At 52.5% G+C, this 14346-nt stretch carries 13 protein-coding genes and 1 tRNA gene; 11 read left to right on the forward strand and 3 right to left on the reverse strand.

What is annotated here, in order from left to right:
• From H6F57_RS12240 to H6F57_RS12270, 7 genes are all read left to right on the forward strand, one after another.
• Positions 1-213, forward strand: a 213-nt coding sequence (locus H6F57_RS12240; RefSeq protein ID WP_190795007.1) for a transposase, incomplete at its 5' end; no start/stop codon positions are given.
• A 425-nt stretch (positions 214-638) separates the two neighbouring features.
• Entirely contained in the window at positions 639-1133 is a 495-nt protein-coding gene (locus H6F57_RS12245) for an SRPBCC family protein (RefSeq protein ID WP_190627357.1), read from the forward strand.
• Positions 1134-1138: 5 nt separating this feature from the next.
• A complete protein-coding gene (locus H6F57_RS12250; protein WP_190627359.1) occupies positions 1139-2311 on the forward strand; it encodes a zinc-dependent alcohol dehydrogenase in 1173 nt (390 codons plus the stop codon).
• Positions 2312-2654: 343 nt separating this feature from the next.
• Entirely contained in the window at positions 2655-3503 is an 849-nt protein-coding gene (locus H6F57_RS12255; protein ID WP_190627360.1) for an aldo/keto reductase, read from the forward strand.
• Between the two features lie 383 nt (positions 3504-3886).
• On the forward strand, positions 3887-4171 hold the full coding sequence (locus tag H6F57_RS12260; RefSeq protein WP_190627362.1) for a hypothetical protein: 285 nt from the start codon (positions 3887-3889) through the stop codon (positions 4169-4171).
• 475 nt (positions 4172-4646) lie between these two features.
• On the forward strand, positions 4647-5597 hold the full coding sequence (locus tag H6F57_RS12265; RefSeq protein WP_190627364.1) for a hypothetical protein: 951 nt from the start codon (positions 4647-4649) through the stop codon (positions 5595-5597).
• Positions 5590-6729, forward strand: a complete 1140-nt coding sequence (locus H6F57_RS12270) for a hypothetical protein (protein WP_190627366.1) — start codon at positions 5590-5592, stop codon at positions 6727-6729. The genes H6F57_RS12265 and H6F57_RS12270 overlap by 8 nt, the downstream gene beginning before the upstream one ends.
• 287 nt (positions 6730-7016) lie before the next feature.
• Here H6F57_RS12270 and H6F57_RS12275 read toward each other — a convergent pair whose 3' ends face one another.
• Both H6F57_RS12275 and H6F57_RS12280 read right to left on the reverse strand, forming a co-directional pair.
• Positions 7017-7310 (reverse strand): UPF0175 family protein, encoded by a 294-nt coding sequence (locus tag H6F57_RS12275; protein WP_199294737.1) that lies wholly within the window; start codon positions 7308-7310, stop codon positions 7017-7019.
• Between the two features lie 21 nt (positions 7311-7331).
• Positions 7332-7405, reverse strand: a tRNA-Pro gene (locus tag H6F57_RS12280).
• A 363-nt stretch (positions 7406-7768) separates the two neighbouring features.
• Here H6F57_RS12280 and H6F57_RS12285 point away from each other — a divergent pair.
• Complete coding sequence (locus tag H6F57_RS12285) at positions 7769-9232, forward strand: phosphoglucomutase/phosphomannomutase family protein (protein ID WP_190627369.1); 1464 nt, start codon at positions 7769-7771, stop codon at positions 9230-9232.
• A 177-nt stretch (positions 9233-9409) separates the two neighbouring features.
• On the forward strand, positions 9410-10420 hold the full coding sequence (locus H6F57_RS12290) for a protochlorophyllide reductase (protein ID WP_190627371.1): 1011 nt from the start codon (positions 9410-9412) through the stop codon (positions 10418-10420).
• A gap of 139 nt (positions 10421-10559) precedes the next feature.
• On the opposite strand, the gene fusA is transcribed toward H6F57_RS12290, so the two are convergent.
• Complete coding sequence (gene fusA, locus H6F57_RS12295) at positions 10560-12653, reverse strand: elongation factor G (RefSeq protein WP_190627373.1); 2094 nt, start codon at positions 12651-12653, stop codon at positions 10560-10562.
• A gap of 497 nt (positions 12654-13150) precedes the next feature.
• Here fusA and H6F57_RS12300 point away from each other — a divergent pair, with 497 nt between their 5' ends.
• Both H6F57_RS12300 and H6F57_RS12305 read left to right on the forward strand, forming a co-directional pair.
• On the forward strand, positions 13151-13456 hold the full coding sequence (locus H6F57_RS12300) for a hypothetical protein (protein ID WP_190627375.1): 306 nt from the start codon (positions 13151-13153) through the stop codon (positions 13454-13456).
• Positions 13457-13697: 241 nt separating this feature from the next.
• On the forward strand, positions 13698-13925 hold the full coding sequence (locus tag H6F57_RS12305; RefSeq protein ID WP_190627377.1) for a hypothetical protein: 228 nt from the start codon (positions 13698-13700) through the stop codon (positions 13923-13925).
• Positions 13926-14346: the final 421 nt, after the last annotated feature.

Genomic DNA, 14346 nt, shown 5'->3' on the forward strand with positions numbered 1-14346 from the left:
GTGATCATCTGTGACAACGCCTCGTTTCACAAAGGTGGACGCATTGAAGCATTGATTCGTCAGGGGGGCTGTCATCTCTTATATCTGCCGCCTTACTCCCCGGATTTGAACCCAATTGAACATCAATGGTTTGTTCTGAAAAACCGGATGCGAAAACAGATTCAATCCGGCCAACCCTTTCGGCAAGTCGTTGACCAAGCCTTCGTTGACTGACCGGACCTATCCACGGATTGCTATACTACCGGTAACCGTTACGCCTAGCGCTAGCCTGCATTGTTTTTCGTGACTTAAGGCAACTGCCCCCTTGAGACTGATTTGGTAAACCTTAGATAGCGAGCCAAATAGGTGAATTAGAAAGTTAGCTTTCTTTGGTAAAACCTCATGGATTTACCTCATAGCTTCAAACAGTTACACGCTTTTTTATAAGCTAGCGATCACACAAGTGGCGCGGGATGTTTCCGGTTGGCACATAGGTAGACAAAGGTCCAAGATAGGCCCATCGAGAGAGGTAGTGCTTGGTGTCTCCGTTGAACATGTTGGAAAACCCAGCGCACTGGATCTCACTTTTCTAGTGGTTACTTGCGCATGGCAGAGTCAACGTGGTTTCAAGACCAAAGTACTCTTAGGAAGCAACTATTGTGAGTCAAAACATTAAAGTCGAAAAGACAGTAACGATCGCTAAACCCGCAGCGGAACTCTACAACTTTTGGCGTCGCCTTGAGAATTTGCCTCGATTTACAAGGCACCTTCAAGACGTGACCGTTAGCAGCGACAGCCGATCGCACTGGGTCACCAAGGGGCCCTTAGGTGGAACCGTTGAGTGGGATGCAGAAATTATTGACGATCGCCCCAACGAATTGATTGCCTGGAAATCGGTTCCAGGGGCAGACGTTGACAACGCTGGCTCTGTTCAATTTAAACCTGCCCCAGGTAATCGTGGCACCGAAGTCAAAGTGGTCACAGCCTATAACCCACCGGGTGGGGCCATCGGAGACATGCTGGCAAAGCTGTTTGGTAAATCACCCGAACAGCAAATTGGCGACGACCTGGCCCGCTTCAAAATGCTAATGGAAGCAGGCGAAATTGCTACAAACGAAGGTCAGCCATCAGGACATTCTCACTCAAAGGATTAATCACAATGAAAGCAGTTTGTTGGCACGGTGCGGAAGATGTGCGGGTGGAAACAGTGCCTGATCCCACCATTCTCAACCCCCGGGACGCCATTCTCAAAGTAACCTCTACAACCATTTGCGGTTCTGATTTACACATCTACGATGGGTTTATCCCCACCATGGAACCCGGCGATATTATGGGGCACGAGTTCATGGGAGAAATTGTCGACGTTGGACCTGAGGTAAAGCGTCTGAAAAAAGGCGATCGCACGGTGGTCTCTTCGATCATCGGCTGTGGTCACTGCTGGCACTGCAACCAGCAGCAGTGGTCCCTCTGCGATAACTCCAACCCGAATAGCTGGATGCAGGAAAAAATTCTCGGCCATGGAACCGCAGGCATTTTTGGCTACTCCCACGCCTTTGGCGGTTATGCCGGTTCCTTTGCTGAGTATATCCGCATCCCCTTTGCAGACTACACAGCCACCGCTGTGCCCAAAGACATTCCCGATGAAAAACTGCTGCCTGTTTCTGACGCCTTTCCGACCGGATATATGGGAGCAGACCTGTGCCAAATCCAACCCGGCGATATTGTTGCGGTCTGGGGCTGTGGCCCGGTGGGTCAGTTTGCCATGCTAAGTGCCTATCTACTAGGCGCCGAGCGCGTTATCGGCATCGATCGCTTTCCTGAGCGCCTGCAGCTCGCCAGAAACTTTGCCAAGGCTGAGACGCTCAACTACGAAGAGGTAGATGTGCTCGAAGCGCTCAAAGAAATGACGGGAGGACGGGGTCCTGATGCTTGTATTGATGCGGTTGGCATGGAAGCCCACGGCCAAGGACCGGAAGGGTTATATGACAAAGCTAAACAAGCCATTCGCTTAGAAACCGATCGCCCCCACGTGCTCCGGCAAATGATCTTGGCCTGTCGCAAAGGTGGCACCCTATCCATCATGGGGGTGTATGGCGGCTTTATAGACAAAATGCCCATGGGCGCGGCGATGAACAAGGCCCTCACCTTCAGAATGGGGCAGATGTTTGGTCCGAAGTATATTCCCAAACTAGTGGAGCACGTGGTGAATGGCGATGTTGATCCGTCAGTGGTGCTAAGCCACCGCCTACCCCTGACTGAAACAAAGCAGGCCTTTGAAATGTTCAAGCACAAGAAGGATCAGTGCATCAAGGTGCTGCTTAAGCCCGACTAAGGGGTTGCTCATGGTCTAGTGGGATAGCCGTCTCGGCTGTACTCCAGTTCAGGACAGCCAAGATGGCTATCCCACTAGACATACAAGAGTTCTGGCTGAGCCGCCGGCGTTGCTGAATCGAGGAATGAACCGGCAAAACCTTTACACGCTGTGTTGCCCCCTAAATCCCCCAATTCTGGGGGACTTTGAGACTCTGGCTCCCCCCAGAATTGGGGGCTGGTGGGCAAATTATACTTGCGTTAAGCAACGCCTGGCTGAGCCGCCGATCAAAACTTACTCAGGATTGGGCCATGATCAAACTGTTTAGCCAGGCGGGGCAGCCAGTATGGAGAGCATCTAGACCATGAAACTTGTGAGCTTACCGTCAGGGCGATCGGTACCCGCATTGGGGCAGGGAACCTGGAGAATGGGCGAAAATCATGCCCAGCGCCAGGCAGAGGTGGCAGCGCTGCGCCTTGGCCTCGATTTGGGGATGACGCTGATCGACACCGCAGAGATGTATGGCGAGGGCGGTGCGGAAAAGGTGGTGGGCGAAGCCATTGCCGGACGGCGCGATGAAGTCTTTTTGGTCAGCAAAGTCTATCCGCACAATGCCACTCGCCAGGGGGTGGTAGATGCCTGCGATCGCAGCCTAAAACGGCTTCAGACCGAGTCACTCGACCTCTATCTACTGCACTGGCGGGGGGCAGTACCGCTGGCAGAGACGCTGGCGGGGCTTCAATCCCTCAAACAGGCCGGCAAGATTCAGAGCTATGGGGTCAGCAACTTCGATCGCAACGACATGGAAGAGGCGATCGCGTTGCCCGGTGGAGATGAGATTGTCACCAACCAAGTGCTGTACAACTTGATGAACCGTGGCATCGAGTGGGATCTGCTGCCCTGGAGCCGCGATCGCAATATCCCAACCATGGCCTATTCCCCCATTGGGCATTCCCCGGCTGAGCAAAAGGGCCTGTTTCGCAATTCTCAGCTCAAGGCGATCGCCGACCGCCATGGGGCTACGCCGACCCAGATGGCGTTGGCATGGCTGCTCCATCAGGAGGGCATTATCGCCATTCCAAAAGCTACCAGTCCAGCCCACATTCAAGAAAATCGCGCGGCTCTAGAGCTGACGCTCACCACCCTAGATCTGACGGAGCTCGATCGCATCTTCCCACCGCCCCGCCGAAAAACGGCACTGGCCATGCGATGACCTTATACAGACGAGCGTTGTTGCCAATCAACACGCACAGCTGGAAATGATAGCCCTGGCTCAAGGTTTAAAGGAAGCCGGGGTGCAGGCTCAGCGATGGCATCTAAGGTTTCTAGAAGACGGTAACAATTCTTACTTACGTCCGGTGCGCGATTGGATTAAATTACTCTGCTAAGGCTGTGTGCGTGCAGTCTGAGCGTCCCAAAAATTTGGTCAAGCGCCACTGGAAGGTGTTGGTACCACCAACCAGCGGCTAACCTCGTCGACAGAGGCTGCTGTCTCGGAGGCTAAGGTGATTTTACCTGGCCGTCTCGAACTGCACATGTCTGGGGCGGCCAAGTTTTTGGGATTCCTACCCATCGTTAGTAAGGAATCCCTGAATTATGTTGTGTTTGCCATATTTGGTGTCGTCTGCCCAGAACCGGGAGGCGACCAATCCGCTGCTGCTGACAAATCCTGAAGCGCAGCTGGGGCGCGAGCGATTGCGCCATCTGGTGATTGGCTCACCCGAAGGGGTGCGGGCCACCATCAACCAGCTGCATGTGCTGAACTACGCCGACCAAATGACCTGGAGCCAGTTGATTACGATACCGCGATCGGGGATTTTGATTACCCCAGCCCAGGGCGAGGTGTTTAGTTTGCTGAGGCGCGATCGGCAAACAGACTGAGGTTAACTCTGAAGGGTCAGGTGCCTTTGATGCTATTTAAGTAACTATCGGCACCTGACTCTGATACCGAGTGATTCATTAAGCTTCGAGCCAAGATTTGAAAGCTTTCGGAGTATTTAGTTAAAGTTTGAGGGAAGGAAAAAGTCCCGCCGCATGCCCAAGGCCTCCCAACGCATTCAAAATTTTTCGAGGATGGTAATGGAACCGTGCTTTGCTCTACTGTAACTATCAATCGTTCAGATCAGAATAGATTAAGATCGTGACTGAGGAATGATTGTCTCAATATCGCGTTGATGCGGCAACCTCAAATGGTTGTCTTCGCAAAGTAAAATCTAACAACGAGGTGCGTTTACTTACACTTAAAGTACCCTTTGCACTCAATCACATTGTGCTAGAAGAAGATTTAGCTTTTATGCAGCCTACATAAGCATTCTGGCTATAATGTCTTTCTAAGAACTTAATATTAGAGATAAATATGGGTGAATGGTCCAGGCGGATAGGCGAAGTTGGCGAAGAAATAGTTGGCGAGTTTTTAGATTTAATAGGGTGGGGAAATTCTCAACAGGGCTTGACGCTTCCTTGCATGATGGGACCAAGGCATGGTACAGCTTCGGCATCTCGACACACACATGGGATAGACTACTTCTTTTCTTACGCTTCTGAGTTGTCTAATAGGACTCTTCATCATTTAGTTATTTCTGTGAAGTACTCGGATGATCCCTACCCAGGAAATCCGTCCAGCAAATTCAAGGAGCACTTTTACGATCTTGCTAAAGCAATAGAGTGTTTTAGACGATCAGAAATAAAACGATTAGCAAGTAGAGAATTTTATGGCGTCGATGATTCCAAAGATATAGGAGTTCTTTTTTGGCTCACTAATAGTCAATCAAACGAAAACGCTTCTGATAGTATACTTCTACGGGTTGATGCAAGCCGAAGCCTTGAGAAATTTAACTATGGAACTATTTATTTGGTTGAAAATTCGAGAGTAAGCTTTATATATGACGTGATGAAATATCTCGCGAGGGAGCAGCCAACAGCTGACCTCGAATTTTTCTATCCACAAACTGGGAAAAACTATAATTCAATAGATTCAATATCTTCTGGAAAGGTCCTGCCTGTTGAATTTATTAACTCAAGAGTTCTGCCTCTTAAACTTTCCAATAAAAAGTATGAATCGAAAACTTTTGTTTTGGCCACAATTGATGAATTTGACGTTGATTGCTTGAAGCGTTTGATGGGACTTGCACACACTCTTTCGTCTAATCTCGCAAGCAATGTAATGATTCTATTTCCAGACTTTGATCGACTACATCATGAAAATGACGTTCGCTCGGCAAAATCAAGTTTCAGAGACAACGATTTTGTCAGTGATGTTAGAGTTTCAAGCTACAGAGCCAATTTCAGGAATTTAAGCAATGAATAAAAATCCAGAAAGCATCGATAAAATGCTGCCTCACGGGGAAATGCTTCGTACATTTATGGAACAGTCTTTTGTGGGAAAGGGGGATCTCAAAAATCTGCTAAGAAACAGAGGCGTGTTTACGTTCGAAGCAGAAAAAAAAGATACTATACCTATTTTATCCTTAACGCTTCTTAGCCCAGGTGAGTTTGATTACCTCAGAGAATGCCAGAATACAAAAGAAGATAACCCGAAGGTTATCACTCGAACAGTTCGTTGGGAATCAGAAGACAATATCTTTAGTAGTTGTCCTGGAAATTTTAACGTTAGTGCTCATTTGAATTTGGAATTTTCAAACTATCAAGTTGTGGGTGACCCAATTCTTTGCCCGGTCGATAGCGATCCCGAACACGTGAAGATGGATTTTGATATTGAAAGAAAAGATCTATCAAAAAGCTGGGCTACAGACAAAAGTACTTTTCCTGGTTCTGTAGAGTTTAAGAAACTAGATAATGACGAAATAAAGTTAACTATCACATATACATCCAGCGAAACAAAGCAAGTTGCGTCGAAACTTGCTGAGAACTTAGTAAAAGAATTTAAGAGTAAAGGACACATAAACTCATCAACTGACGTTGAAAAGATCTTATTTTCAAGCTTCACTAATCCAAATCGAATATCTTATCTACTATCTTTAATGAGAAATTGCGATTCAAGCATGCTTGAATTTATTGATGTTGTAGATGTGGGCTTTTCTCCCGAGCCCGGAACAAATTTCCCGGAAAAAATAGACTGGATGGAAAGTAAAATTGAAGATCTCAAGCTTAATGGAAAAGAACTGCATGATACTTTCTTCCTTAAAGATCCTAAATATCATGACTGCATACATCTTTATGGAATTTACGCAAAATTTAAGTTTTTTGTTAGGGGTACTTCAGGGAAGTGTGTGATGTCTGCAAGTTTTCCTGACTATGAACGCACTAAAAATTTACGGTCTGAGATGGAGATTGATATCAGGTCACTATCATTTGATGACCCTCCTAGAGGAGGAGGTTCAAGAGTGGATATTAAGCAACTTCTTTTAAGGGCAATGGAGGAGCAGAAGATAAAACAGTTTAGAGTTTTTGGAAATAGTGCAACAAGCAAGTTGGATTAACCTCAGTTAAGGTTAAGGAAAGAAGGGGCTTTGTAAGCTGACATCATCCAAATGGTCCAGTGCTGCCTTTATAGACAGTCTGGAAAACCTGTTTTGCTGTATCAACGATCTTTACTAGAAGTCCGAGCCAAAACAGCACCATTTGCCTTAAATAATGGAGTTCAGCATCGTGAGCATCAGCGGTCGCTGGGTTTAAGCAAACTCATAACAATTTAAACACATTCTGCATAAGTGAGAGATGCCCGATTCTAGCAAATGCAATCAGGGGCGTTGCATTGTAGATAATATCAGTCACGGTCTATCAACTCAGCAATGCCAGCTAAATCCGTTGTGAAGGCAGACTCATCGTAGTCAAAAACCACAATGCCCCGTTGAGTCAGAACATCCATAAACGCTAGGCGATTTAAGCCCGCCAGCTCAGCGGCTTTGCCTAAAGATAGCTGCTTCTCTTGAAAAAATGAAATCGCAGCCAGCAACCGAATTCGCTCACCTAAGTCAGTTGCTCCCATCTTTAGAGCAGCCAGCATATCCTGCGAGACTTCAAGCGTAATTGTTTCTGTAGCCAACGACGCGTAGTCCATCAGACTCGCTTTATTAAAGAATCGGGATGGCGGGATTCGAACCCACGGCCCCTTCGTCCCGAACGAAGTGCGCTACCAAGCTGCGCTACATCCCGTTTTTACTCAACTAGGGTAACACGACAGCCCCCCACCATTGGCAAATTTTAGGTCAGCAACAATGATTCGCAAGCCCTGTAGCCTGCGGCACCCCAAAAACACCAACCAACCCAGCCCAAGCATCCCCTCCAGAGCGGCCATCATTGCCCTCAAGCAGCCACGCCACCCCACAACGCACCTAGCATTTGCGCCAAAGCCGCGATCGCATCAGGAGAATTCGCCAATCTTTTCAAACTTTTCGGCAAAACGAGGCGGTTGAGTAAATTGTCCGTAGTGCCGCCGCCACGACAGTGTCACCGCCGAATTAAGCAGGTAAACTCAGAGAAAATCCGCTCTTTATCCCCCGACATTTGGAATCTGCTATGGCAGCACCTTCAGGCCCCATTCCAGCTACCCCGAAGCCCATCAAATTTGGCACCGATGGCTGGCGCGGCATTATCGCCGCCGACTTCACCTTTGAGCGCGTAGCTCAGGTAGCGGCGGTGTCTGCCCACGTGCTGCACCACTGCTTTGGGGCCGAAACCGGCAGCCGCACCATCGCCGTCGGCTACGATCGCCGCTTTCTCGCCGCCGAGTTTGCCCGCACCGCCGCCGAGGCGATCGCCGCCCAGGGCTTCGACGTGCTGCTCTCCCAAGACTTCGCCCCCACCCCCGCCTTTAGCTACGCCGCCAAGCATCAGACTTTGCTTGGGGCGATCGTCATTACCGCCAGCCACAACCCCTCCACCTACTCCGGGCTCAAAATTAAAGGGGCCTTCGGCGGCTCGGTCTCCCCTGAGGTGACCAAGCAAGTCGAGGCACTGCTGCCCGCTCCCCCTGCCCCCCTCGGCAAACCCGGCCAGATCGAAACCTTCGACCCCTGGCCCGACTACTGCACTGCCCTCCAGGCCGAGGTCGATGTCGCCGCCATTCAGAGCGCCATCTCCAGCGGCAAGCTGACGGTGTTTGCCGATGTCATGTATGGCTCCGCCAGCGGCGGGCTGCCCCGGCTGCTGGGCGAAGGCAGCATCCACGAACTGCACAGCGAAGCCGACCCGCTGTTTGGCGGCAACCCGCCCGAGCCCCTGCCCAAGTATCTGGGCGAAATGCTAGAGACCGTCAAAGAATATCCCGCCAAAGAAAGCGTCAAAGTGGGCCTGGTGTTCGATGGCGATAGCGATCGCATCGCCGCCGTCGATGGCCAAGGCAATTTCCTCAGCTCCCAAATTCTCATCCCCATTCTGATCGACCACCTCAAGTCGCGCCGGGGCTACACCGGCGAAATCGTCAAAACCATCAGCGGCTCCAACCTCATCCCAGCCGTAGCCAAGCTCAACGGCCTGGAGCTCTACCAAACCCCCGTCGGCTACAAATACATCGCCGATCGCATGCAAGACGCCCAGGTGCTCCTCGGCGGCGAAGAGTCAGGCGGTATAGGCTATGGCCACCATATCCCCGAGCGCGACGCGCTGCTGTCGGCCCTTTATGTATTAGAGGCGGTGGTGGCTTCGGGGCTCGACCTGAGCGACTACTACCGCTCCCTGCAAGAGCAAACCGGCTACTTCTCCGAGTACGATCGCATCGACCTGCCCCTGCCCAGCATGGAAGTTCAGGCCAAGCTGCTCGACGCCCTCGCCACCGCTCCCCCAGCGGAAGTCGCGGGCAAAGCCGTCACCCACATCCTCGACATTGACGGCTACAAACTCACCCTCGCCGACGACAGCTGGCTGCTAATCCGCTTTAGCGGCACCGAACCCGTGCTGCGCCTCTACAGCGAAGCCAAAACCCTCGATGAGGTGCACAAGCATCTGCACTGGGCGAAGGATTGGGCGAGTTCGTTTACCTAAGCGGTGGAGGGTATAGGGTTCAAGGTATAGGGTCTAAGGCCGAGCCTCGAACCTTATACCTTTCACCTGAAACCCTATACCCTATGTAACAACACCTCAAAAAACGTTAAGACAGTGCTGCAATGCGTGTGCAATCCTTAAGACTGGAATGCTAGAAGCGATTTTTCAGTCTTAAAGATGGTTATGGAACAGCAGAAAACAGTCATTGTGACCGGGGCTTCCTCTGGGGTGGGGCTCAACGCCGCCAAGGCCCTGGCCGATCGCGGCTGGCATGTAGTGATGGCCTGCCGCAATCTCGACAAAACGAAGCAGGTGGCCCAAGAGCTTGGCATACCGAGCGATCGCTACAGCATCATCCACCTCGACCTAGGCTCTCTAGCTAGCGTGCGCCAGTTTGTCAGCGACTTTCGGGCCGCGGGCCGCAGTCTAGAGTCGCTGGTGTGCAACGCCGCCGTCTACTACCCGCTGCTCAAAGAGCCGATGTACAGCGAAGACGGCTACGAAATCAGCGTGGCCACCAACCACCTGGGCCACTTCCTGCTGTGCAACCTGCTGCTGGATGACATTAAGGCCTCCCCCGCCGCCGACAAGCGCCTGATCATCCTCGGCACCGTCACCGCCAACCCCAAAGAGCTAGGCGGCAAGATTCCCATTCCCGCCCCCCCCGATCTCGGCAACCTAGAGGGCTTTGAGGCCGGGTTCAAAGCCCCGATCTCGATGATCAACAACAAGAAATTCAAGTCGGGCAAAGCCTACAAAGACAGCAAGCTGTGCAACGTGCTCACCATGCGCGAGCTGCACCGCCGCTACCACGACGCAACGGGCATCACCTTTAGCTCGCTGTATCCCGGCTGTGTGGCCGATACGCCCCTGTTCCGCAACCATTTCAAGGCGTTCCAGACCATCTTCCCCTGGTTCCAAAAGAACGTCACGGGCGGCTACGTCACCCAAAAACTGGCAGGCGAGCGGGTTGCCGATGTGGTCACCGACCCCGAGCTCAAGGAATCGGGCATGTACTGGAGCTGGGGCAACCGCCAAAAGCCGGGTCGCCGCTCCTTTGCCCAGGAGGTGTCGAACGAGGCCCTAGATGACGCCAAGGCCCGCAAACTGTGGGATCTCAGCGCTCGACTGGTGGGCTTGGATGACGAAACCGCGCGGAGCGTTCCTGCCGCCGCTGGTTCGGTTTAAGCGGCAGCGGTTAATCAGCCTATGCCTTGGGGCAAACATCGTTTGCCTCTACCCAACCCCCTCAAACAAAACGCCCCGGCCAAAGTTTGGCCGGGGCGTTCTACTATCCGAAGCAGTTGCTAGTTGCCTAGCCGATCACCTACTTAGCGGCGGCAGCCTGGCGCTCCTTGGCTTCCTTGATCACTTCCTCGGCCACATTGCTGGGGCAGGGGGCGTAGTGAGAGAACTCCATGGAGAACTGGCCCCGACCCGAGGTCATGGTGCGCAGGTCGCCAATGTAGCCAAACATTTCGCTCAGGGGCACATCGGCCTTCACCCGCACCCCAGTAGCCGCAGGGTCTTGGGACTTGATCATGCCGCGACGGCGGTTGAGGTCACCAATTACGTCGCCCATGTAGTCGTCGGGGGTGAACACGTCGACCTTCATGATCGGCTCCAGCAGCTGGGGGCCAGCCTTGGGTAGCGACTGACGGTAGGCAGCTTTAGCAGCGATTTCGAAGGCGATCGCTGACGAGTCAACCGCGTGGAAGCCTCCATCGGTGAGGGTGACCTTGAGGTCAACCACGGGGTAACCCGCTAGAGGGCCACGGTCAACGCTAGTGGCAAAGCCCTTTTGCACAGCAGGCCAAAATTCCCGAGGTACGTTACCGCCGGTCACCGCCGACTCAAACTGGAAGCCAGTGCTGGTTTCGCCCGGCTCGATCACGTAGTCGATCTTGGCGTATTGACCCGAACCACCGGACTGCTTCTTGTGGACGTAGCTGTCGGCCAGACGCTTGGTGATCGCCTCACGGTAAGCCACTTGGGGCTTGCCCACTTCCACTTCGACGCCGTGGGTGCGCTTGAGAATGTCGACCTTAATGTCGAGGTGCAGTTCGCCCATGCCCTTGAGGATGACTTCGCCGCTCTCTTCGTCGGTTTCCACCTGGAAGGAGGGGTCTTCAGACACCATCTTGCTAATAGCCATACCCATTTTCTCGTTGTCGCCCTTTTTCTTGGGATACACCGCGATGGAGATCACCGGGTCGGGGAAGACCATGGGTTCCAGGGTAGCGGGGTCTTTGGGGTCGCAGAGGGTGTGGCCGGTCTGCACGTTCTTCATGCCGATCAGCGCCACGATGTCGCCAGCCTGGGCCGACTCCACTTCTTCGCGATCGTTGGCGTGCATTTCGACTAGGCGGCTGATGCGCTCGGTCTTGCCGGTGAAGGTGTCGAGAATGGTGTCGCCTTTTTTGAGCTGACCCGAGTAGATGCGGGTAAAGGTGAGCGCACCAAAGCGGTCGTCCATAATTTTGAACGCCAGCGCCCGCAGGGGTTTGTCGGCATCGGCGTGAGCCAGTTTGCCGGTGGGGTTGCCCTCCAGGTCAACTTCGGCCTGAGCAGGCACTTCGAGGGGGTTGGGCAGGTAGTCAACTACCGCATCTAGCACCAGCTGTACCCCTTTGTTTTTAAAGGAGGAGCCGCAGTAGGTGGGGAAGAAGGCCAGCTCGCGGGTGCCCTTACGAATGCAGGACTTGATCTCGTCGATGGAGATCTCTTCGCCCTCAAGATACTTACCAAGAATGTCGTCGTCCTGCTCAACGGCTAGCTCAACCAGCGCCTCGCGGTACTCTTCGACCTGATCTTTCATGTCCTCAGGGACGTCTTGGATGGTGTAGTTCTCAGGCTTGCCTGATTCATCCCACACCCAAGCCTTGCGGGTGAGCAGGTCAACCACGCCCACAAACTCGGTCTCGGAGCCGATGGGCAGCACCATCACCAGGGGCTTGGCCGCCAGAATTTTGTCGACTTGCTTAATCACCCGGAAGTAGTCAGCGCCGGTGCGATCGAGCTTGTTGACGTAGATGACCCGAGCCACCTTGGAGTCGTTGGCGTAGCGCCAGTTGGTCTCAGACTGAGGTTCTACACCGCCAGAGCCGCAGAAAACACCAATGCCACCGTCGAGCACCTTGAGGGAGCGATACACCTCAATGGTGAAGTCAACGTGGCCAGGGGTGTCGATGATGTTGAGCTGGTGCTCTTTCCAGAAACAGGTGGTGGCCGCCGACTGAATCGTGATCCCCCGTTCTTGCTCTTGCTCCATAAAGTCGGTGGTGGCAGCACCATCATGAACCTCACCAATTTTGTGGATGCGGCCGGTGAGGGCGAGGATGCGCTCGGTGGTGGTAGTCTTGCCCGCGTCTACGTGGGCAAAAATACCAATATTGCGATAACGGGTGATGTCTTTAGCCATAACTGCTTCTCCGGATTCTGGGCGATGGACCGCTGGTGACCATCTTCATGGGTTACTCAGACGGGGTCTGGGTTGTCGATTTGGTAGCCTTGACAACAGAAAACTCTATCACGAGACCATGACGGGGAGTCTGAGCTGGGGCCGAGGCAACAACACCTAATATGAACTATTGTAAAACCCCCTGACACATCCGTGAAAGGGGGGAGATCGATTACTGAGTTCTTTACCCAGGATAGCCGCCATTGGGGCTTGAATGAGTGGGGAAAACCCATCATTTGCCAACAGCGATTCCCTTCGGGATACTCGTTCCGAGTTGGTTCCCGAATGCTCCGCGAATCGCACCGGTTTCAACCCAACTCGCGCCCTAGCGCTAGCACAGCTTGCCCCGCTGTAGTTTTCCTCAGCCGTCAGAAGGCAGTAGCAGCGTCAGGACCGATTCTTTCTACAATGATGGCCGGGCATTTTAGAACAAGATAGATCTAAGGGAGAAGTAGGCTATGGGCAGCGTCGTTGGTACAGACAGCCACACCGCCAGTGGTTATGTCGGGGCTGCCATTGTGGGCAGCAGCATTACCCTATCGCTAAAGGATTTCACCACTGCTGCCGAGGGGGAAGCGCTGGAGGCGTTTTTGACTATCAATGGCAATATGGCCAAACGCCCTATTGCCCTGGGGCCGCTGCCTGAGAGCACCGGGGCATTTGATCTGTCGGTTCCTGAGGGTACCGATATTAGTCTGTTCAATACGCTGGTGATTCGCCCGGTGGGGTCTGAGAGTGCCGTTGCCACAGCATCGGTACCGTAAGCCTGGATCTTTGGGCGGCAATCGCGCCAAGCATGCCCTGGCAAAATCCTGTTGCAGGTGAACTCTGTTTGGGCATCGCAAGCCCACGCTCAAATAGGTTGCGGGCGATTGAGAAGGCTAAACAATCGTGTCAGGGGCGATCGCCCATCCATCAATAACCTGGAAAATTAGTGCAGGAGCAGTGGATAGGGTGCGATCGCGCCCTATCCACTAGCTCATACTTTTTAGGGAAAATAACCTTATGGATAAGTCAGACGAACAAGCTCGCGAACGCCTAGCCCAGCAGCGTCAGCACACCGACCACACCCACGACAATTTGCTTAGCCGCGCTGAAGCAGAAGTCCACGAATCACCCGCCGCATCGGTGGAGGAAAGAGCCCGCCAAGCCATGGCCAATCAACGCCACCACAAAGACCATACCGAACACACCTTACTAGAGCGTAGCGACGAAGAACTGCACCAGCCCTAATAGTTGAAAATGGGGGCAAGATGATGCTTGAACAGTCAAAGGAACAACCATCGTTTGTCGGCAAAATTATTACCCTGTGGACAGTATTTTTGCTGCGATGCCGCTGATAGCCATCACCAGCACCTGTCTGCTTAATTCACGATGGTATCGGATAGGCCACTTTTGGGTAACAGCAATTTATTCAGTGCTAACCTAGCCCACTTAGCGGTTGACCTGATTATCCCTCCCGTAGCCTAGTATCAAGTAGCCCTGATGGCATTTCTGTTTTTAATTGGGTTATTGCTCAACTTGGTGGCCTATCAGTGGATGGGTAGTGTTCTAGACCTGTGTATGGGTTGTTATATAGGTCGCCCAAATTCATAGCGGTTGATGAACAGTCCAATCACGGTGTCATGCATCAAGACAGATTTAGAGAAGCAAA

The sequence above is a fragment of the Leptolyngbya sp. FACHB-60 genome (assembly GCF_014695775.1).
In the GTDB taxonomy this organism is placed as follows: domain Bacteria; phylum Cyanobacteriota; class Cyanobacteriia; order Phormidesmidales; family Phormidesmidaceae; genus Nodosilinea.